This is a genomic window from Pseudomonas sp. S30_BP2TU TE3576, assembly GCF_050436025.1.
Classification (GTDB): Bacteria; Pseudomonadota; Gammaproteobacteria; order Pseudomonadales; family Pseudomonadaceae; genus Aquipseudomonas.
In genome coordinates, this window is record NZ_JBNDLK010000001.1 from 4,459,052 (window position 1) to 4,480,225 (window position 21,174).

Below are 21,174 nucleotides of genomic sequence, written 5' to 3' on the forward strand. Positions count from 1 at the left end.
GGATGGCAGTGCAGTGTGCAGCAGAAACGGAAGTCGCTCCCCAGGACCGCTTCGATTACTTTTGGAATCAGCGCGGTGAATGGGTAGAAGAACCCAACGTCCGTCGCGGAGGGGAAAGCGGCGTTCAACGAGTGATGGGCAGTGACGGTCAGTTGCTCTACGTCAAGCGCCAGACCGGGCATATCCATCGTAGCTGGCAGCACCCTTTCGGTCGACCTACGGTACTGCGCGAGCGTGATGCGCTCACCGGTGTGACCGAGCTTGGCGTACGGGTTCCGCATATCGTTTTCTGTGGCGCACAGCGCGATCCTGTGCACAAATGGCGTGCCCTGCTGGTCACCAAGTCGCTGGATGGTTTCGAGGAAATCGAGCACTGGTACGCCGGTGGCGGTCGCGAACGCCATGGTGAAGCCATAAATGACCGAGTGCTCAAGGACCTGGCTGAAAACCTGGCCCGTATGCACAAGGCCCGTTGGCAGCACGGCTGCATGTACGTCAAGCATGTATTTGTTCGTGTGACGGGTGAGGGCGAGTCGGCCAAGGTCGAAGTTGCCCTGATCGATCTGGAGAAAAGCCGACAGCGCTTGACCGCCTATCGCGCTTCTACCCATGACATGAGGCAATTGCGTCGCCACTCGTCGTTCAGCGAGGCAGACTGGAAAAAGCTCGTCTACTTTTATGAGACGGCGTTTGGCAGCGCTATCAAGGGTTTATAGCGATGAAACTCGAAATTGCACGAGGTTTGTTTCTGGTAGGAGCCTTGGCAGTTGCATCAATCGCGATGGCAGCCTGGGAGCAACCACGCCCCCAGGTTCTCAGCTCGATAAGCGCAGAAGAACATTGTCCGTTGCCGCGGGTTGCGAAGGCATCCGTGGCCACTCAACCCGATCATGATTTGTTACTGTTCATGTTCGGACTTTCTCAGGGATTGAGGCCGCACAGTTGAACCGATTGAAGCCCAAATGAAAGGCCTCGCTGATGCGCGGCCTTTTTTTTTGCCCTGACTTCCAAACATGCACGATTCAATGTGGGAGCGGGCTTGCTCGCGAAAGCGGTGTGTCATTCAACCAGTAAGTTGACTGATCAATCGCCTTCGCGAGCAAGCCCGCTCCCACAGGTTTTTCTGCGTCAGCGCTTATCGGGTTTGGCCAGCACCGTGTAGACGCACGGCAACACGAACAGGGTGAACAACGTGCCGATCGACATGCCCGTCGCGATGACCGTGCCGATGTCGAACCGGCTGACCGCGCCAGCACCGGAGGCGATGATCAATGGCACCATGCCGAACACCATCGCCGCAGTGGTCATCAAGACCGGGCGCAACCGGATGGCCGCTGCTTCCTCTACGGCTTCGCGTGCCGTCAGGCCCTTGTCCTTGCGTAGCTGGTTGGCGAACTCGACGATCAGGATGCCGTGCTTGCTGATCAGCCCGATCAACGTCACCAGCCCGACCTGGGTGTAGATGTTCATGCTCGACCAACCGAGGAACAGCGGAATCAATGCGCCGCAGATAGACAGCGGCACGGTGACCAGGATCACCAGCGGGTCGCGGAAGCTTTCGAACTGGGCCGCCAGCACGAGGAAAATGACCGCCAGTGCCAGGGCAAAGGTGACCCACAGGGCACTGCCCTCCTGAACGTACTGCCTCGATGCGCCAGCGTAGTCGAAGGCAAAACCGGCGGGAGCCTCTTCCCGGGCGATCTGGCGCACGAGGTCGATGGCTTCCCCCATGCTCACCATCGGCACTCCGGACAGGGTGGCCGAGTTGAGTTGCTGGAACTGGTTCAGCTGTCGCGGTCGCGCACGGTCGGTGACAGTGATCAGAGTGGACAGCGCCAACAATTCGCCCTTGTTGTTTTTCACATAGTAATTGTTCAGCCAGTCCGGATTGTCGCGAAACGGCCGCTCGACCTGGGCAATGACCTTATAGCTGCGACCTTCAATAGTGAAACGGTTGATCTCGGCTTCACCCAGCAGGGTCGCCAGGGTTCCCCCCAGATCCTGCATGGAAACCCCCATCTGCGCGGCCTTGGCGCGGTCGATATCCACCACCACTTCCGGCTTGTCGAAGGCCAGGTCAACGTGGACAAAGGCAAACTTGCCGGATTCCTTCGCACGTTTTTTTACCCGGTCGACCACCTGCAGCAGCAATTCGTAATCGTTGGCGGAGTTGATGACGAACTGGAACGGCACCCCTTCGCCGGTACCCGGCAGAGAGGGCAGGTTGAAGCCGAAAATCTGCAACCCCGGGATGCTTCCCAGTTTGGCCTGCACCTCGGGCAGGATCGCCATCTGGGTACGGCTGCGCTCGTTCCATGGCTTGAGCAGGAAACCGCCGATGCCCGATTGCACGCCGTTGAAACCGTTGATCTGGAACGACGAGTAGTACTCGGGAAACGCCTTGAAGATCGAGACGAACTCATCGGTGTAGGTGTTCAGGTAGTCGAGGTTGGTCGGTTGCGGGGCGTTGGCTATCATGAAAATGATGCCCTGGTCCTCATCCGGCGCCAGTTCCGATTGGGTGAATTTGAGAAGGACCGGAATCAGGCACAGCACGATCACGGCAAACACCAGTACCACCGGCCGGGTGTTGAGGGTGCCGTGAAGCATGCTCTGGTAGCGGCGCTTGAGGCTTTCGAAAATCACGTCCAGGCGATGGGCCAGGCCACTGGGGTTCTCGTCGTGGCGCAGCAGAAACGCACACATCATCGGCGACAGGGTCAGGGCGACGATGCCGGAAATCACCACCGCGCCGGCCAGGGTCAGGGCGAACTCCTTGAACAGCGCCCCGGTCAGTCCGGTCAGGAAACCGATCGGCGCATACACCGCCGCCAGGGTGATGGTCATCGAAACCACCGGCATGGCGATTTCCCGGGCGCCTTCAATGGCAGCGTCGAGCGGCGTCTTGCCTTCCTCGATGTGGCGATGAATGTTTTCCACCACCACGATGGCGTCGTCCACCACCAGGCCGATGGCCAATACCATCGCCAGCAGGGTGAGCAGGTTGATCGAGTACCCCATCATCTGCATGAAGAACATGACGCCGATCATCGACAGCGGAATGGTCACCACCGGGATCACCACCGACCGCAGGGCGCCGAGGAACAGGAACACCACCACGATCACGATCAGCACCGCTTCGAACAGGGTTTTCACCACTTCGTCGATCGAGGCCTGGATGAACAGAGTGGCATCGTAGGCGATTTCACCCTTGAGGTTCGGTGGTAGCTGGGCCTCCAGGTCCGGCATGATCTTGCGCACTTCCTTGATCACTTCCAGCGGGTTGGCGCCGGGCGTTGCCTTGATGCCGATGTACACCGAAGGGGTGCCACCGAACGAGCTGATGGTGTCGTAGTTCTCCGCGCCCATTTCCACACGCGCCACATCGCGCAGCAATACACGGCTGTCGCCATCGACCTTGAGCGGAATCTCCCCGAAGGCTTCTGCGGACTTGAGTTCGGTATTGGCGTTGATGCTGGTGACCACGTATTCGCCTTTTACCTCGCCGGCGGCCGAGAGGAAGTTGTACTGGCGCACTGCGTTGGTCACATCGCTGGCACTCAGGCCGAAACCCGCCAGCTTCACCGGGTCCAGCCACAGGCGCATGGCAAAGACCTGGTTACCGAGGATCTCGGCTTCGGCCATGCCAGGCAAGGTCGCCAGTTTGGGCTGGATCACCCGTGACAGGTAATCGGTAATCTGCGGGTTGCTCATTTCCTTGCTGAAGAAGCTCATGTACATCAGCACTGACGCATCGGCAGATTGTTTGCTCAGCACCGGGTCTTCAGCGTCCTGGGGCAGCTGGCTCTTGACCTCGTTGGCCTTGGCCAGCAGTTCGGTAAACAGACGGTCGCTATTGGAGCCGACGCGTGCGTAGATCGAGATCACCGAGAAGTTCTGGCGACTGACCGAGGTCATGTAGTCGATGCCCTCGGCGCTGGCCAGGCTTTGCTGCATCGGTTGGGTGATATAGCCCTGGATGGTCTCGGCGTTGGCCCCGGGGTAGGCGGTTGTCACCGTGATCAGGGCGTTTTCCATTTGTGGGTACTGGCGCAGCGGCAGCTTGCCCCAAGCCTGGAAGCCCAGCAGAACAATCAGCAGGCTGACCACGGTAGCGAGAACCGGGCGGCGGATGAATGGGTCGGTAAAAGCCATGGGGGATTCCTTGATCAGTCCGCGCTTGGCAGGCTGTTCTGCTCGGCCAGGGTCTTGTCGTTACTGATGGCAATGTGTGCGCCGTTATCCAGTTTGAGCTGGCCGGCGGTCACCACTTTCTCGCCTCTCTGCACGCCTTTGGTGATCATCACTTGCCCGTCGCGGCGTTCGCCGGTCTCGACAAAACGCCGTTCGGCGATCAGCACCGGCAGGCCCTTGTCATCCTTTTCCGGGCTGCCGTCTTCGGCCTTCTTTGGTACGGCCACATACACTGAATTGCCGTAGAGCGTGTAGGTAATCGCGCTTTCCGGCACCACGATGCTCGGCTGCGGGTCAGGCAGGAGCACCTGGAGGCTGGCGAACATGCCTGGCATCAACTTGCCATCGGGATTGGCCAGGGTGGCGCGGACCTGCACGTTACGGGTGCTGTTTTCGACTTTAGGGTTGATTGCACTGATGGTGCCGGGGTACTCCTGGGTCGGATACGCCGCGACAATGACCTGCACTGGCTGGCCGAGAGCAATCTTCGGCACCGACTGTTCAGGCACAAAAAAGTCGACATACAGACTGCTGAGGTCTTGCAGGGTGGCGATCATGGTGCCGCTGGCAAGATAGTCGCCAACGTCTACCTGACGAATGCCGATGGTGCCGCTGAACGGCGCGACGATGCGTTTTTTCTCGAGCGCAGCCTTGAGTTGGTTGACCGTGGCCCTGCTCTTTTTCAGCACCGCCGAAAGTCGGTCGAACTCGCCTTTGGAAATGGCCTGGCTGCCGACCAGTTGGCTACCGCGACCGTAATCGAGCTGTGCCAGCCCGAGGTCGGCCAGAGCAGTTTCCAGCAGGGCACTTTCCACGGCGCTGTCGAGGCGCAGGAGTGGTTGACCGGCCTTGACCTTTTGCCCTGACTCGAACTGCAAATCGATGACGGTGCCATCGGTCTCCAGGCTCAGGTCCACGCCTTGCAATGCCTTGAGCGTGCCAACGGTAGGCAGGCGGGCTTGCCATGGGCGTTCGGTGGCGGTGGCCACGGCAACGCTGATGGCCGGTCTGGGTGCAGAGTAGCCTTGAACCATCGTATAGATGGAGAAGGCTTTGTACGCGGCCAGGACCAGCACAATCAGTAGAACAACACCCAACATGAACAGCATGCGGCGACGCAGCATATTCCAGTTCCTTGGAGAAAATCAGGTGAGACAGTGGGGCACATTACCGGGAGTGTAGAGGGTAATCCGACTGCCGTTTTTACAGGTTGTGAGGTATTAGAGAGGTGAAAGCCTGAAAAGATTCGCCGCCTCGAGTCGCGCCTGCGGGATGTATGTCATTCCGATGCAGGCACGGTCCAGGGCGGCGATCTTTACAGTGATTTACGCCATCAGATGCAGATGGTTATCCCAGAGCCCCGCGGGTAGCTCCAGCGGTTTTGCAACCAGGTTTGTCTGGCGGCAGTCGTAGTAGCGGCAGCGCCCTTGACCGGAGGTCACGACAAAACCATCGGCCACGGCGCCGACCCCGGCGCAATCGGGCAGGGGTGCATCCAGGCGTACTTCACCGCTGTCCAGGTCCCAGATGAAAAAGCGGTTGCCACGCGGTGCAGTCAACGCCACCAGACGCAAGTCGCTGTGTACCGCGACGCTGGCGGTGTAATGCCCCATGGCCTGCAACTGGTGCTCGGGCACCGGGAACGCGACGAAAGGCTGACCGGGACGCTTGATCGCCAATAGTTCCGACGACTCGTGGGCCGCGCCCATGAATTGCTGGCTGGCGACGATGGTGCCGTCGCTGGCGATGGCGAGATGGCGCACGCTGTTCATCTGCTGGGCGAGGGTTTCCTTGCTCAGCAGGGTGCCATCACGTTGCATCAGCACCAGGCTCGGCTCCATGGCGTTGAGGTTCATCTCCACCCGGCTTTCGGCTTCGGTGCGAATTCCGCCGTTGGCCACCACCAGGGTTTCGCCATCGGGCATCCACGACACCTGGTGCGGGCCGAGGCCATGGGTGGAAATCTCGCCGCTGTGCACCAGCCGTTCGCCTTCGAATTTATACACGCCGAGCAGGCCGCGACCCGGATCGGTGGTGTCGTTTTCGGTGGCATACAGCCAGTCGCCGCTGTGGTGAATGACCGCGTGACCGTAGAAGTGCCGGTTCGGCTGTGACGCCACGGTTTGCAGGAGCGTGCCGTCGCGCAGGTCGATCAGGTAGCTCTCGGTCCCCGGACGGCGGGCGACAAACAGGGCAATCGGCAGGGTCGGGTGGTTAATGATGTCGTGGCAACGCTGGCCGACCCGAGTGGCGAACACCTGGGTGCCATCCAGTCGATATCCGACAGCGTAATGCTGGCCATCGGTATCGTCCCGTGCCGAAAGCAACAACGGACTCCTGTCCTTTTGCTTGAACAACTTCCAGCCGCCCAGCGTCACCGCACCCAGCAACAAGCTACCTAAAGTCAGAACCTGGCGTCGCAGCATGGACCTCACCCTCATCAGTCACCGTCGTTGGCGTTGAAGCCCAGTTGGATGCCCAACGCCTTGGCCAGATCAGCTTCGTGCAGACGATGTACAACGTTGAGGCTTTCGTACAGGTCGTTGAGCTGCTGACGGCCGGCGTCGTCACCGAGCATTTCGGTCAGCGAGCGCTGGTTGCCGGCGAACAGCTTCAGTGAGGCGGAGTAGGCGGCATCGATCTTCTCGGCCAACGGTTTCTGATCGCTCGGCAACAGGCTGCGCAGGCCTTTGTTATCCACACCTTCCCAGACCGTTTTGGCGGCCGCGAGGCTGGCTTCGAGGCTGGTCAGGGACGACTGGCTACGCCATGCATCGGCCTGGAACGGTTGCGGCACGCCCTTGCTCTGGCGACCCATCGGCGTGCCGAGTTTTTTCTTCAGGGTGTCGATGGCCGTGACTTGCACGCGCAGCAGATCGGCGATCGCTTCGTGGGAGTCCGCGTAGCGCTGGTTCGGGAATTTGCTCATTTGCGCGAGCATACCGTCGGTGTTGTTCCAGGTTTGCAGGATGTCTTCGGCCAATTGCTTCTGGCGTTCACCGATGGCGACCAGCAGCGGGCAGTATTTGCTCTTCTGCTCAGCGTTGGCCACGTCAGGCTTGCTGTCGAACAAAATGTATTCGTAGGCCGAGAGGCCCTGCACCACGACGCTGGACTTGGCCAGTGCGGCGGCATCGATTTGCGGCTGGGCGGTGACCAGTTGCTCGACCTGACGGCCCACCAGGTTTTTCTTGTCCGGCCAGAACTGCACTTGCCACGAACGGTTGCCTTCGGCCAACGGCCCGATCAGCAAGGGTTGCAGTTCGGCCCAGGCTTTTTGCGCGTGGAGGAAATCGGCACGGGCGGTTTCCAGGGTTTCCTTGCCTTCGCAGTAGGCCAGGGCGCTGACCGCCAATTGACGGTCGGCTTCAACCCAGCGGGTGTAGGTTGGCAGGATCACCGACTTGGCAATGGCCGCCGATGTGACCGCTTGCGGGTCCTGGGGCGAGCAGGCGCCCAGAGCGAGGGCGGCAAGGCTGGTGAACAACAATTTGGGACGGAACATGTCGGGCTCCCGCGAGTGGAATGGGTGTTAAAGGGAATTCAGGAACGCCAGCAGCGCAGTGCGTTGCTCGGCATTGAAAGACAACACCTGTTGCTGCGCCGCTGTCGCCTCGCCGCTATGCCAGAGCACGGCCTCGAGCAGGTTGCGGGCGCGGCCGTCGTGCAGGAACTGGGTATGGCCGCTGACCGCCTGTGTCAGGCCGATGCCCCACAACGGCGGGGTCCGCCATTCGCGGCCGCTGGCCTGGAACTCGCTACGGTTATCGGCCAGGCCGTCGCCCATGTCATGCAGCAGCAGATCGCTGTACGGGCGAATCACTTGATTGGCCAGTTCAGGTTCGGCGGCGTTGGCGGCGGTGGTGTATTTCGGTGTGTGACAGGACTGGCAACCGGCCTGATAAAACAGGGTCTTGCCGGCCAGCACTTCAGGGGCGTTAACGTCACGACGGGCCGGTACGGCAAGGTTGCGGCTATAGAACAGCACCAGGCGCAGAATGTTGTCGCTGACTTCCGGCTCGCCATTCGGGCCGTTGCCACTGGGTGCCTGTTTGCAGGCCGTTTGCGCGTCCGTGCAGTCATCAAAGGGTCTCAGGCTGGTCGTGAGGCCCATATCACCCGAAAACGCGTGGACATTTTGCTGATTGAGGTTCGGTTGTCCGGCTTTCCAGCCAAATCTTCCCAACACTGTCTGTTGTTGGGCGTCGTCCCAGACCCGGTTCGGCCGTCCGCTGATGCCTTTGTCCGCCTTGGCCTGCGCTGCGGCGTTGGCCAGGATCGCCTCGTCGGGGATCGATTCGAGCAGGCCCAGGCCAATCATTGGCGGCGCTACACGCGCCGAGAAACGGGTGTCGGGGTGCATCGGGCCGTAGCCCAGCTGGGTGATGTTCAGGCTCGGTTTGCGCAGCTCGATTTCAGTACCGTCGTTGAAGCGAACCGGCACGGGGGTGTAATCGACCCGCACTTTGCCTTCGGGTGCCACACCGGGTACGGCCATGTCCTGGAACTGACCGCCGTAGACGGGCTCAGGCACCACGCCGATCTGCTCGATGACCTTGGCATACGCCGGGGCGTCGGGAATCGACAGGCGCACCAGCATCGACACGGCATTTACGTCGTTGGGCGCTGGCGGGTGGCCGCGGCCGTCCTTGATGTGGCAGCCCTGGCAGGCATTGGCGTTGAACAGTGGACCGAGGCCATCGCGAGCGGTCGTCGTCGATGGGGCGATCACCCAAGGGCTGCGGAAGAAACTGTTGCCGACGCTGAAATCCACGCGCCGTGACGGCGGCAGATTCGCCGAGGGCATGGAAAACGCGTTCTGATCGGTTTTGCGCACCGTCGCACTGCCGCCGGAGCGGGCTTCACCGGGTTCGGCCCGGGTGAATTTCGGGGCGTCATCGCAGGCACTCAGGCCCAGGGCCAGAAACAGTGCGGACAAGCGAAGAGGCAGCGAGGGCATCAGACATCCTGCAAGACGAGCAAAACAAGGGCGCAAAGTCTAACAGGGGGATGGGAATTTGAATAAGAGGAATTATCGTTTGCTTGATGTGGGGCAGGTTATTCGGATGACACTGGACCCTGTGGGAGCGGGCTTGCTCGCGAAGGCGGTGGATCAGTCCCCATGGATGTTGAATGACACACCGCTTTCGCGAGCAAGCCCGCTCCCACATCGATGGTGCTCGGCTCGACAAAAAAGGCGACCCGAAGGTCGCCTTTTTATTCACTCGGCCAGCGTTGATCAGAATTCGTGATCAGCGTTGTCCGGGTTCAGGTCGTTGATGCCCAGTTTGCCAGCGGCGGCTTCGATCGAACCGGTCTGCTTGACCAGGGATGCGATGGCGTCACGCACGATCTGGTTGCCCGCGGTGTTGCCGGCGGCGATCAACTGGTCGTAGTGCTCACCCTTGTTGGCGTGGTCAACCATGACTTGAATCTTGGCTTCGGTAGCGGCCAGGTCGTCTTTCAGCGCGGTGTCGGCGGCCGGGTCGGCCTTGGCCACCAGGGACGACAGGCTGGCGCCGGTCATTTTGCTGCCATCAACACGGGTGTATTCGCCCAGGTACACGTTACGAATGCCCTTGGCATCGTAGAAATGCGAGTTGTGGGTGTTGTCGCTGAAGCAATCCTGTTCGTCTTCCGGGGAGTTGGCTTCCAGGGAAACCTTCATGCGCTCGCCCGCCAGTTCGCCCAGGGACAGGCTGCCCATGCCGAACAGCATTTTGCGCAGGCCGGTTTCAGCCGGTTCCGCTTCCAGGGTGGCGCGGTAGTTGTCGGCCACGTTCGGCTTCCAGTTACCGACCATTTCTTCCAGGTCGCTGACCAGCAATTGGGTCACGGCTTTCAGATAAGTGCGACGGCGATCGTTATGCCCACCGGTAGCACCTTTACCTTCCAGATAGTCCGAAGCCGGACGGTTGCCGGCGCCTGGGCCGGTGCCGTTCAGGTCTTGGCCCCAGAGCAGGAATTCGATGGCGTGGTAGCCGGTGGCAACGTTGGCCTCGGAACCGCCCAGCTCGTTCAGGCTGGCGAGTTTTTCCGGGGTGATGTCTTTGACATCGACCTTGTCTTCGCCGATCTGCACTTCGGTGTTGGCGATGATGTTGGCAGTGGCACCCGGGTTGCCCAGGGCGTGCTCGTAGGATTTGTCGACGTAGTCGATCAGGCCTTCGTCCAGTGGCCAGGAGTTCAGCTGACCTTCCCAGTCGTCAACGATGGTGTTGCCGAAGCGGAACACTTCGCTCTGCAGGTAAGGCACGCGAGCGGCGACCCAGGCAGCCTTGGCGGCTTTCAGGGTGTCGGCGTTCGGCTTGGCGAGGAAGGCGTCTACGGCGGTTTGCAGGGTCTTCGCGGTGGATTCGGCATCGCTGTAAACGGCGAAAACCATGTCGGCGTAATGGGCGACAACGGCTTTGGCGGCGGCTTCGTCGACTTTACCGGCAGCGGCAGGCGCAGCGGCTGGAGCCGCCGCAGTGCTGGCAGCTGGCGCAGGCGCGGCAGCTTTTTCCTGGTCTTTACCTTCGCCGCAACCGGCGAGGGAAATAGCGATGGCCAACAGACTGGCGGTAGCCAGAGGCATACGAATCATGGCGAACATCCTGCTTCGATAAGGGGTGGAGTCGTGCTATGCACACGCAAAACTGCGACATAATGCAAATCTTTCGCATTATGTGTAAAGGGTTGTACCTGGAAATATTTCTTATTCAGCGGGTGGTTTGCGGCAAATCAAAAGATCGCAGCCTTGTAGCAGCTGGCGAAGCCTGCTGCTACAAGGCTGCGTTGTTTCAGAGAATGGCCGCGTTACTGCGTTGGGCCTGCTTGAGGTAAACACCCAGCTCCCGTGCCGGCAACGGCTTGCTGTAGTGATAGCCCTGACCTTCGTGGCAGCCTTCGGAAATGATGTAGGCCTCCTGCTCGGCGGTTTCCACACCTTCGGCAATCACCTGCATGCCCAGGCTCTTGCCCAGCTGGATGATGGCGCGAACGATGGTTGCATCGTCGTCGTCATCGAGCAGGTCCTGGACGAAACTCTTGTCGATCTTGATTTTGTCCAGCGGCAGGCTCTTCAGATAGCTCAAGGATGAATAGCCGGTTCCGAAGTCGTCGATGGCGATCAGCGCGCCGGAGCGGCGCAGGCTGAGCAAGTGCTGGGCCGCGGTGCTGATGTCTTCCATCAGGCCGGTTTCGGTGACTTCCAGCTCCAGGCTGCGTGGTGGCAGGCGGTACATCTGTAGCAGATTGTTGACCACCCGTGGCAGTTCGGCGTGGTGCAATTGAACCGTGGACAGGTTCACCGCCATGCGCAGCTCGGTAAAACCCTGGTCATGCCACTCGCGTAATTGTTTGCAGGCCTGGTCCAGCACCCACTCGCCGATGGCAATGATGGTGCCGTTCTGTTCGGCCAGCGGGATGAACAGGTCCGGTGGCACCATGCCGTGTTCGGGGTGTTGCCAGCGAATCAGGGCTTCGACGCCCACCACACGGTTGTCGCGATAGCTGATCTGCGGCTGGTAGACGAGGTAGAACTGATTGCGGACCAGCGCATCGCGCAGGTCTTTTTCCAGCTCGCGGCGGCGGCGCATTTCGGTGTCGACGCTGGCGATATAGAACTGATAGCGGTTGCGCGAACGGGTCTTGGCCAGCGTCATGGTCTGCTCGGCCTTTTGCAGCAATTTCTCCGTGCTGTCACCGTCCTCGGGGAACAGGGTGATGCCGATGGTGGCGCGCAGGCGGATCTCCTGATGGTCGAGGGCAAACGCCGCTTCCAGGTCATCGAGAATGCTTTGCGCCAGCTCGGCGGCTTCGTAGGGCTGCTCGATATCGGCCTGGACCAGGGCGAACTGGTCGCCACCGAGACGGGCGAGGGCGCCCAGGCGACCGCTATGGCCGCGCAGGCGATCGGCCAGGGCCAGCAGCAACTGGTCGCCGGTCTGGTAGCTGAACTGCTCGTTGATGCCCTTGAAGTCATCGAGGCCGACACACAACACCGCGACCCGGCGCTGCAACTTGCCGGCGTCGATGAGAATCTTGTCCAGTTGCTGCTGCAATTGCTGGCGGTTCGGCAACCCCGTCAGGAAGTCGTACTGGGACATGCGCAACAGGCTGTTTTCCGCTTCGTGGCGCAGGTGGGTATTGCGTTCGATGGATTCGAGCAACTGGTTGGCGGTGTTGATCCAGATACCCAGTTCATTTTTCTCGTGACCCTTGAGCAGCGGAATCTTGTGCTCGCTGGGACGATCCGGATTGATCTCCGTGAGGTGCTCGATGATCCGCGACAGCGGCTTGGTCAGCAGCCAGTGATAGACCAGATACAACACCAGCCCCATGGCGAGCGCGCGCAGTACGCCGGAAATGAAAATGATCACCGAGCTGACAATGAACCCCTGGCCGTAGGTGGCGGTATCGAGGGTGATGCTCAGGTCGCCGTAATACTCGCTGTAAGGCCCGCGACCGACCAGTTGGGTGGTGAAGGTGCGTTCCTTGCCAAGAATCAGGTCGGTCAGCCAGCGGCTGTGGGAGTGCTGCAACTCGCGGGTTTTTTGCGCGAGCATGGCTTCGTTGGGATGGCCAATGGAAGCCTGGCGCACGGCGGCGTCCTGAAACAGGCCTTCGATTACCTGCATGCCCATTTCCCGGTCCAGGCTATAGACAGCCTGGGTCGAGGGGTCGCGAAACATGTCGAGGATGCGCTCGGCATCGCTGGCGACAGCCTGGCGTGTTTTATAGGCATCGAAAACAATCTGTGCGCAGCTCAAGACCACGCCGACGATCAATGCCGACAGGAGCACGACCCGGAGCAACTTCACCGACAAGCTGTTCTTGAGTTCCAGCTTCAAAGGGTTATTCCTTGTTCCGTGCGGGTGGCATCAAATTGCCATGAGTATTGGCAATCCCGTGATGGCAGTCAAAGGGACAATCATCCTTGAGGGATTTTGCCTTTAGCTTGGCCAATTTGCAGTTGTCTTGACGAGTTAGCCTATTAGCACTGTGTCGGTTGTCGAGTCCTTCAACTTGAGGGGCGGGGGTGGAGATATTTTCCTTTTGTTTGATGTTAGTCGTCTGTGGCGGTGGGGCAAGGGGCTCGAGGCTTGTTTCGTTGTTGGAAAATGCCTTGGATTCTGTAGGTTGTTTTGGCGCTTTAACGGAGTACATATCCATTTCTTCGGTAACGGCGGCTTATGGTTTCGCCCTTACGGCGAGTCCCTTTTGGCAAACGCCCCAAAAGGAACCAAAAGGTCTCGCCCCTTACGTACGGCCCCTCGCTGAGGCTCGGGGTTCCTTCGCTCCGGCATTCCTCCGGGGGCATCGCCTCCGGTCGGCTTCGCTTCGACCTCCTCTCGATGTGTTCGACTGCGTCGAACGGCGCTGCGCGCCCACCCCCGGATGAACGCCGGAACGAGGCCTGCCGAGGGGGCGGGTGGATCAAGATCAAGAGCTGCAGGCGAGCTAACGCTCGGCCTGATGAGTGGTGAAGAGCGAAGGTGTACGCCGACCCATTGTAGGAGTGAGCCTGCTCGCGATGGCGGCCTGACAGCCAACCAATTTCTCGCAGATACACGCAATCCCCTGTGGGAGCGGGCTTGCTCGCGAAGGCGGCCTGACAGCCGACCAATCTCCCACGCCTCTAAGCTGATCGTTCCCACGCTCCCGCGTGGGAGTGCTGCCAGGGACGCTCCGCGTTACGTTTTTGCGAGATGGCGCGGTGTAGGAAAGCGCCAGAAGTTTCCCACGCAGTTTTCAGGTTGTCCGTCGGAAGCGGGCTGAATAGCCTTTGGTTGTCGCTGAAAACTCAGCGATCGGGTGTGAGAACCCGGCTACTTATGGTCATCCAGAGCCTGTGCACGCATAATCGCCGCCAGCTATTCCGCTGTCTGTAAATGCGTCATGGCAGCTGTGTGCGGGCAGACTTAGGTCTGGCCCGGGTGTCCATACCGGTTTCTCACCTCGCACATAGCTGCCACCTCTTCACCGCGTGAGAAACGGCAAGTGGTGGCCACAGCGTTAGAGGAATGGTTTTATGGACAAATTAATCCCCGATCCCCCCAGCAGCACCACCAAACCCTACAGCCCCCGCACCATGTTCATGATCGTCCCCGACATGGACACTGAAAGCCTTCTTGCCCACGCCTGTGAATCACTGGCTTCAGCCAATGTCATGGCGAGTGATTTCGCCACCTTCCTGACCGGCCCTCATCGCAACACGGCGCTGGCCATTGCGCAGATCATCATGCTGGCGGAACTGGCGGTGAATCGTGCGTTGGATAACGTCGATCCGCAGGGATAGGTATTCAGTCAGGTTGACCGCGTTATCGTTCTTCGCGAGCAAGCCCGCTCCCACACTGGATCGAGTCGTATACAGATCAAATGTGGGAGCGGGCTTGCTCGCGAAGGGGCCCTGCCGAACGCTGAAAATCCCGGGCAATAAAAAACCCGGCTGAAAAGCCGGGTTTTTTGACTGGCATCGAGCTTAAGCGGTGAAGGTTTTGCCTTCGAACTGCTCAGCCACGAATTTCCAGTTGACCAGGTTCCAGAACGCTTCGACATACTTCGGACGCAGGTTGCGGTAGTCGATGTAGTAAGCGTGTTCCCAGACGTCGCAGGTCAGCAGCGGGGTGTCGCCGTTGGTCAGCGGGTTGCCGGCGCCGATGGTGCTGGCCAGGGCCAGGGAACCGTCAGCCTTCTTCACCAGCCAGCCCCAGCCGGAACCGAAGGTGCCGATGGAAGTCTTGCTGAACTCTTCCTTGAACTTGTCGAACGAACCGAACGCTGCGTTGATGGCTTCAGCCAGTGCGCCGGTTGGTTGACCGCCAGCGTTTGGCGCCAGGCAGTTCCAGTAGAAAGTGTGGTTCCAGACCTGTGCGGCGTTGTTGAAGATACCGCCCGAGGAAGTCTTGACGATTTCTTCCAGGGTCTTGCCTTCGAACTCGGTGCCTGGCACCAGGTTGTTCAGGTTCACGACATAGGTGTTGTGGTGCTTGTCGTGGTGGTATTCTAGGGTTTCCTTGGAAATGTGCGGCTGCAGGGCATCGTGTGCGTACGGCAGCGGCGGCAATTCGAAAGCCATGATGATTCTCCTAATCAGGTCAGTTGCGGTGAGCGCAAGGCCGATCACGGGCGGCCAGACAAGCGCCGGGGAGTTTGTACTCTTTGCGGCGCAGGGAGTCGGATCATAGCACCGGGGGGACGGCATAACCACGCAACAACTGTGTGGAATAGAGGTTCCGCGAATCAGATGGCTGCGATTAACTGCAGCGCTACGGCAAACATCATCACCGCCACCAACAGATCGAGAATTCGCCAGGTACTGGGGCGGGCGAGCCACGGTGCCAGCCATGCCGCACCGAGCGCCAGGGTGAAGAACCACAGCAGCGAGGCACTGGCCGCGCCCACGACATAAGCTCCCGGCTCGGTTTGTTGTGCGCCGAGGGAGCCGATCAGCAAAACGGTGTCCAGATAGACGTGCGGGTTGAGCAGCGTCACCGCCAACGCACTGAGCATGACCGCCCGCAGCGAGCGTACGGTCTGCCCCTCGCCCTGCTCAAGGCTCTGTGTCGAAAAGGCCCGACGCAGTGCCTGGCTGCCGTACCACAACAGAAACGCTGCGCCGCCCCAGCGGGCAATCGCCAACAGCGTCGGATTTTGTGCCAGTACGGTCGCCAGGCCGAACACTCCGGCGGCCACCAACAAGGCATCGCAGGCCACGCACAGCGCCGCCACCGGCAGGTGATGCTCACGCCGCAGGCTTTGCGCCAGGACAAACGCATTCTGGGTCCCGATCGCCATGATCAGGCCGAAGGCCACGAGCAGCCCGTTGACATAACTTTGCCACATGATTTTTTACTCCGCGTTGGCTGCCAGATCCCGCAGCACTTGCAGGGCTCGGTCGGCGTCGGCCTGGCCGACAAACAAATGGTCGTGGTAGTAGCCGGCAATCACGTTGCAGCTGATGCCAGCCTGGCCAAGTGCCGTGGCGAACGCGGCGGTCAGGCCGACCGCTTCGAGGGCCGAATGCACGTTCAAGGTGATCCAGGCGGCGACGTAGTCGAAGCTGAATCCGGCCTTTTCGGCGTAGGAGCGTTCGAGAATAACGGTCAGGCCTTCCTGCTCGCGGAAGCTGCCGACAATCTCCAGACCCGTGGGCAACCTGCCGTCGCGCAGGGTGCAGAACACGTATTCGCCGGCGTTGAGTTGCGGGCTCATGCTGCGCAGCAGTGTTGCCAATGAAGTTTCGCCAGCCATGTGGGTGATCCTTGTTCAAGAGTTCTTGCTGGTCATTGTCGTTGTGAAGGCTGTATAAGAAAAACCAATCTTGCTGATCGCTCATTAGGAAAACTGATGTTCGACTATAAATTGCTTTCTGCCCTCGCGGCCGTGGTTGAGCAGGCCGGTTTTGAGCGGGCAGCCCAGGTGCTGGGCCTGTCGCAATCGGCGATTTCCCAGCGCATCAAGTTGCTGGAAGCGCGGGTTGGCCAGCCGGTGCTGGTACGAGCCACGCCGCCAACACCGACGGAAATCGGTCGGCGGCTGCTCAACCACGTGCAGCAGGTGCGCTTGCTTGAACGGGATTTGCAAAGCCTGGTGCCGGCGCTGGATGAAGAGGGCCTGCCCGAACGCCTGCGGATCGCCCTCAACGCCGACAGCCTGGCCACGTGGTGGGCGCAGGCCGTGGGGGCGTTTTGCGCGGAACAACATCTGTTGATGGATCTGGTGGTCGAAGACCAGACCGTCGGCCTCAAGCGCATGCGCGCCGGTGAAGTGGCGGCCTGCGTCTGTGCCAGCGAGCGCCCGGTGGCGGGGGCGCGCAGTGTGTTGCTGGGGGCCATGCGTTACCGTGCACTGGCCAGCCCGGCCTTTATTGCCCGGCATTTTCCACAAGGCGTACGCGCCGATCAGTTGGCCCGTACCCCGGCGCTGGTGTTTGGCCCGGACGATTTCCTGCAGCATCGGTATCTTGCGTCCCTGGGTGTCGAGGGTGGTTTCGAACACCATTTATGCCCGTCCTCCGAAGGTTTCATTCGGCTGACGGAAGCCGGGCTCGGCTGGGGCCTGGTCCCGGAACTGCAGGTGCGTGAGCAACTGGAAAGGGGCGTATTGCAGGAGTTGCTGCCAGATAAGCCGATCGATGTGCCGCTGTACTGGCATCATTGGCGCAATGGCGGCCAGTTGCTGGGTCTGCTCACCGATCAATTGGTACGCGTATCAAAGCAATGGCTGGTGCCCTTGGAGCAGCAGTAAGCGTCAAGCTGCATGCCGCAAGTGAAGCGCTTGCGCACTCGATTTAACTTGCAGCTCGTAGCTTTAAGCTTGTAGCTGCATCTGTAGGAGCAATTCATGAAGATTCTGGTTACCGGCGCAAGCGGCTTCATCGGCGGGCGCTTTGCGCGCTTTGCCCTGGAGCAGGGCCTGGACGTGCGGGTCAACGGTCGCCGGGCCGAGAGTGTGGAGCATCTGGTACGCCGCGGAGCCGAGTTCATCCAGGGTGACTTGAGCGACCCGGAACTGGCGCGTGGACTGTGTTCGGGCGTCGAGGCCGTGGTGCATTGCGCCGGTGCCGTCGGTTTGTGGGGACGTTATCAGGACTTCCATCAGGGCAACGTCCAGGTCACCGAGAACGTGGTCGAAGCGTGCCTGAAGCAACGGGTTCGGCGGCTGGTGCATTTGTCGTCGCCGTCGATCTACTTCGATGGTCGCGATCACCTGGGCCTGACCGAAGAGCAGGTGCCCAAGCGCTTCAAGCACCCTTACGCCGCCACCAAGTACCTGGCCGAGCAAAAAGTCTTCGGTGCCCAGGAGTTCGGCCTCGAAACCCTGGCCCTGCGCCCGCGTTTCGTCACCGGGGCCGGCGACATGAGCATCTTCCCGCGCCTGTTGAACATGCAGCGCAAGGGGCGCCTGGCAATCATCGGCAACGGCCTGAACAAAGTTGACTTCACCAGCGTGCAAAACCTTAACGAGGCGTTGCTCAGCAGTTTGCTGGCCAGCGGTTCTGCGCTGGGCAAGGCTTACAACATCAGCAACGGCACGCCGGTTCCGTTGTGGGACGTGGTCAATTACGTCATGCGCAACATGGAAGTCCCACAGGTAACCCGCTACCGTTCCTACGGCCTGGCCTACAGCGTGGCGGCGCTCAACGAGGGTGTGTGCAAGATGTGGCCGGGGCGACCCGAACCGACGCTGTCGCGTCTGGGCATGCAGGTCATGAACAAAAATTTCACCCTGGACATCAGCCGCGCCCGGCATTATCTGGATTACGATCCCAAGGTCAGCCTCTGGACGGCGCTCGATGAGTTCTGTGGCTGGTGGAAGGCCCAGGCTAATCGGTGACGCTCGAACAACGACCCCTGACTGAACCGGAAACGGGGCTTCGGGGTCAATGGTTACGGCTGTGGGGTTTATACTGCGCGGCATAAAGCCATTATGTGATTCACTAAGGTTGACTCAATGTCCATGCGAAACGATGCCAACGACGACTTCGACGATGTACCGAGCCTGCGTGCAGACGTTCTCGACGACGATTTTCCGCCCACTGCCCGCACGGTCGTGCATTCGCGCCCGGCGCCGGTGGTGAAGGTCAAGGCGGCGAGCACCGGCCCCCTTTGGGCGTTGGTCGGGGCGCTGGTCATTGCGTTCGCGGTCCTGGCCTGGTGGAGCTTTCAGCAGATTTCCCTGATGGAACAGCAATTGGTGGCGACCCAGGAAAGTTTCGCGCGAATCAGTGAGGAAGCAGCGGGGCGCTTGCAGGATATTTCCGGAAAAGTTGTCGCCAGTCAGACCAACGTCACCACCGACAGCGAAGCCTTGAAGCTACAAATTCGCCAGCTGGAAAACAAACTCCAGGACCAGAGCGCACAGCAACAAGGTGTTGCCGGCCAGGCCTCGGACCTGGACAAGCGCCTGGCACAAATGACCGCGCAAACCACCGAACTGGACAAACGCCTGGCGCAGCTGACTGCCCGGGACACTGAACATCAGGCAGCCAATACGCAGTTGCAGGCCCAGGTCAAAGCCTTGAGTGGTGAATTGGCCACCCTGAAAAGTGCCCCGTCCGACGCGGAAAAACTCGATGCACAGCTGAAAAGCCTGGGCGCCGATATCGTCGCGCTGAAGAAGCAAGGCAACCCGGGCGCGGCCATCGAGCGTCTCGAGCAAGACATGATCGTGCTCAAGAGCCAGCAGGATAACCGTCCGGCCGCCGCACAGGGCTCGACCAACACCGCCGAGTTCGATGCATTCCGCAGCCAGGTCACCCGCAATATCAACACCCTTCAAGCGCAGATCCAGAACCTGCAGCAGCAACTGCGCGCCCGGCAGTAATACGAGCACTTGTGGCGAGGGGCAAGCTCCCTCGCCACACAAGCCTCATTATTGGATCTCCAGTGATTGCAGCGTTTGTGTACACCACAGATCATTGTGGGAGCGAGCTTGCTCGCGATTACAGGCAACACGGTCTGTCTAACGAACCCTGTCCTCGCGCCCGCGCAACAACATATTCGGCATGGCAATCGCCGCCGCCAGCCCCAGCAACGACACCACCGCACTGACCGTCAGCAAGTGCCGGAACGTCAGCAACAACTCGGCGCGCAAGGCGTTCTGCGCGTCGCCCGGTGCGGCGTTCAAGCCGTCCAGCAACACATTCCCCGAACGGCCCTCGGCAATCAGCGACGAGCCGGTCAGGTGCGCGAAGCTTGAATCCTGCAACAGCGCCAGCAGCAGCGCCGACATCAATGCGACGCCGACCGCACCACCCAACGAGCGGAACAGATTGGTGGTGCTGGTGGCCACGCCGATGTCCCGCTGTTCCACCGAATTCTGCGTGCCCACCAACGATGTCGGGAACTGCATGCCCGAGGAAATCCCGCAGAGCAACATGAACAGGCTGCTCACGACGAAGGCCTGCGGCGGGCTGAACGCCATGCCAAGAATCGCAATGGGCATCATTGCGGCACCGGTGAGGATCATCGGTTTGTAGCGTCCGGTCACAGAGGTGCGGCGGCCAGCGAAATACGCACCAATCGGCAACCCCATGGCCAGCGGCAGCAGGTGCAGGGCGGCGCTGCCGGCACCGGCGCCGGTGACGCTCTGGAAGCGCAATGGCATCAATACAATCAGCGAGATGGCCTGGAAACTGGTGAAGAAAATCGTGCACCAGCACAGGATCGCATTGCGGTTGGCGAACAGATGCATAGGCAGCAACGGCTCCCGTGCCCGCCGCTCGTGGGCGACGAACAGCCCCAGCACGAGTACCGCACAAACGAGCAGTGCCAGCACTTCGGCACTGCGCCACGAATGGCCCTGACCGATCTGCGTGATACCCAGCAACAACGCCGTCAGCCCGATGATCATCAGCACGGTGCCCAGATAATCGATGATCGGTTTGCGTTGCGGAATCGGCAGCCCCACCAGCGTGCGACAGGCCACCAGCCAGGCACCCAGGCCCAGCGGCAGGTTGATCAAAAATACCCAGCGCCACGACAGATATTCGGTCATGTAGCCGCCGAGCACCGGGCCGGCCACGCTGGCCACCGCGTACATGCTGCTGAAATAGCCCTGATAACGACCGCGTTCGCGCGGTGGCACGATGTCACCGATGATCGCCTGGCTGACCGAGATCATCCCGCCGGCCCCGATGCCCTGGAAGATCCGCGCCAGTACCAGTTGCTCCATGCTCTGGGCCATGCCGCAGAACACCGACGCCAGGGTGAACAGGCCCATACCGAACAACATCAGTTTGCGCCGCCCGTATAAGTCGCCCAGTTTGCCGTAGATCGGCACCGCCACGGTCATGGCCACCATGTAGCCGGAAATCACCCACGCCAGCAGGCTGACGTCCTTGAATTGCGCGGAAATGGCCGGCATCGAGACGGCGACGATGGTCTGGTCCAGTGCCCCGAGAAAGATCGCCAGCATCAGGGCGATCAGCACACTGCGAATGGCCGGTTTGGGCGTTTCAGGCTGGTGGAGATTGGTCACGGGAAAACCTGT

At 60.4% G+C, this 21,174-nt stretch carries 17 protein-coding genes; 6 read left to right on the forward strand and 11 right to left on the reverse strand.

Annotation, left to right across the window (positions count from 1 at the left end):
• Positions 1–2 precede the first annotated feature (2 nt).
• On the forward strand, positions 3–716 hold the full coding sequence (locus ABIA48_RS20385) for a lipopolysaccharide kinase InaA family protein (RefSeq protein WP_429490901.1): 714 nt from the start codon (positions 3–5) through the stop codon (positions 714–716).
• Positions 717–718: 2 nt separating this feature from the next.
• The gene (locus ABIA48_RS20390) at positions 719–946 is read left to right on the forward strand and encodes a hypothetical protein (protein ID WP_204934826.1); all 228 of its coding nucleotides are present in this window, start codon (positions 719–721) and stop codon (positions 944–946) included.
• 182 nt (positions 947–1,128) lie between these two features.
• Here the strand turns inward: ABIA48_RS20390 and ABIA48_RS20395 are convergent, their stop codons facing one another.
• The 7 genes from ABIA48_RS20395 to ABIA48_RS20425 form a co-directional block, all read right to left on the reverse strand.
• Positions 1,129–4,155 carry a multidrug efflux RND transporter permease subunit gene (locus ABIA48_RS20395; protein ID WP_429490903.1) on the reverse strand — a complete coding sequence of 1,009 codons (3,027 nt, stop codon included), beginning with the start codon at positions 4,153–4,155 and terminating at the stop codon, positions 1,129–1,131.
• Positions 4,156–4,169: 14 nt separating this feature from the next.
• Positions 4,170–5,318 (reverse strand): efflux RND transporter periplasmic adaptor subunit, encoded by a 1,149-nt coding sequence (locus ABIA48_RS20400; RefSeq protein ID WP_429490905.1) that lies wholly within the window; start codon positions 5,316–5,318, stop codon positions 4,170–4,172.
• Between the two features lie 201 nt (positions 5,319–5,519).
• Positions 5,520–6,620 (reverse strand): DUF1513 domain-containing protein, encoded by a 1,101-nt coding sequence (locus tag ABIA48_RS20405; protein ID WP_204934458.1) that lies wholly within the window; start codon positions 6,618–6,620, stop codon positions 5,520–5,522.
• A gap of 14 nt (positions 6,621–6,634) precedes the next feature.
• A complete protein-coding gene (locus ABIA48_RS20410; protein ID WP_429490907.1) occupies positions 6,635–7,699 on the reverse strand; it encodes an imelysin family protein in 1,065 nt (354 codons plus the stop codon).
• A 27-nt stretch (positions 7,700–7,726) separates the two neighbouring features.
• Complete coding sequence (locus ABIA48_RS20415; RefSeq protein ID WP_429490909.1) at positions 7,727–9,154, reverse strand: di-heme oxidoredictase family protein; 1,428 nt, start codon at positions 9,152–9,154, stop codon at positions 7,727–7,729.
• Positions 9,155–9,433: 279 nt separating this feature from the next.
• Entirely contained in the window at positions 9,434–10,780 is a 1,347-nt protein-coding gene (locus ABIA48_RS20420) for an imelysin family protein (protein WP_429490910.1), read from the reverse strand.
• A gap of 196 nt (positions 10,781–10,976) precedes the next feature.
• Positions 10,977–13,028: a putative bifunctional diguanylate cyclase/phosphodiesterase gene (locus ABIA48_RS20425; protein WP_429490912.1), complete on the reverse strand. Its 2,052-nt coding sequence runs from the start codon at positions 13,026–13,028 to the stop codon at positions 10,977–10,979.
• Between the two features lie 1,181 nt (positions 13,029–14,209).
• Here ABIA48_RS20425 and ABIA48_RS20430 point away from each other — a divergent pair.
• The gene (locus tag ABIA48_RS20430; RefSeq protein ID WP_429490914.1) at positions 14,210–14,476 is read left to right on the forward strand and encodes a DUF6124 family protein; all 267 of its coding nucleotides are present in this window, start codon (positions 14,210–14,212) and stop codon (positions 14,474–14,476) included.
• Positions 14,477–14,659: 183 nt separating this feature from the next.
• Here ABIA48_RS20430 and ABIA48_RS20435 read toward each other — a convergent pair whose 3' ends face one another.
• The 3 genes from ABIA48_RS20435 to ABIA48_RS20445 all read right to left on the reverse strand — a co-directional run bounded on the left by ABIA48_RS20435 (position 14,660) and on the right by ABIA48_RS20445 (position 16,431).
• The gene (locus tag ABIA48_RS20435; protein ID WP_007986065.1) at positions 14,660–15,256 is read right to left on the reverse strand and encodes a superoxide dismutase; all 597 of its coding nucleotides are present in this window, start codon (positions 15,254–15,256) and stop codon (positions 14,660–14,662) included.
• A gap of 164 nt (positions 15,257–15,420) precedes the next feature.
• The gene (locus tag ABIA48_RS20440; RefSeq protein ID WP_116262036.1) at positions 15,421–16,023 is read right to left on the reverse strand and encodes a LysE/ArgO family amino acid transporter; all 603 of its coding nucleotides are present in this window, start codon (positions 16,021–16,023) and stop codon (positions 15,421–15,423) included.
• A 6-nt stretch (positions 16,024–16,029) separates the two neighbouring features.
• Entirely contained in the window at positions 16,030–16,431 is a 402-nt protein-coding gene (locus tag ABIA48_RS20445) for an ACT domain-containing protein (protein ID WP_429490916.1), read from the reverse strand.
• A 96-nt stretch (positions 16,432–16,527) separates the two neighbouring features.
• Between ABIA48_RS20445 and ABIA48_RS20450 the strand changes: the two genes are divergently transcribed.
• From ABIA48_RS20450 to ABIA48_RS20460, 3 genes are all read left to right on the forward strand, one after another.
• The gene (locus ABIA48_RS20450; protein ID WP_007986070.1) at positions 16,528–17,427 is read left to right on the forward strand and encodes a LysR family transcriptional regulator ArgP; all 900 of its coding nucleotides are present in this window, start codon (positions 16,528–16,530) and stop codon (positions 17,425–17,427) included.
• Between the two features lie 96 nt (positions 17,428–17,523).
• Positions 17,524–18,516 carry an NAD-dependent epimerase/dehydratase family protein gene (locus ABIA48_RS20455; RefSeq protein WP_429490918.1) on the forward strand — a complete coding sequence of 331 codons (993 nt, stop codon included), beginning with the start codon at positions 17,524–17,526 and terminating at the stop codon, positions 18,514–18,516.
• A 117-nt stretch (positions 18,517–18,633) separates the two neighbouring features.
• Positions 18,634–19,506 (forward strand): ATPase, encoded by an 873-nt coding sequence (locus ABIA48_RS20460; protein WP_429490920.1) that lies wholly within the window; start codon positions 18,634–18,636, stop codon positions 19,504–19,506.
• A gap of 138 nt (positions 19,507–19,644) precedes the next feature.
• On the opposite strand, the gene ABIA48_RS20465 is transcribed toward ABIA48_RS20460, so the two are convergent.
• Positions 19,645–21,162, reverse strand: coding sequence for an MDR family MFS transporter (locus ABIA48_RS20465; RefSeq protein WP_429490922.1), 1,518 nt, complete (start codon positions 21,160–21,162; stop codon positions 19,645–19,647).
• Positions 21,163–21,174: the final 12 nt, after the last annotated feature.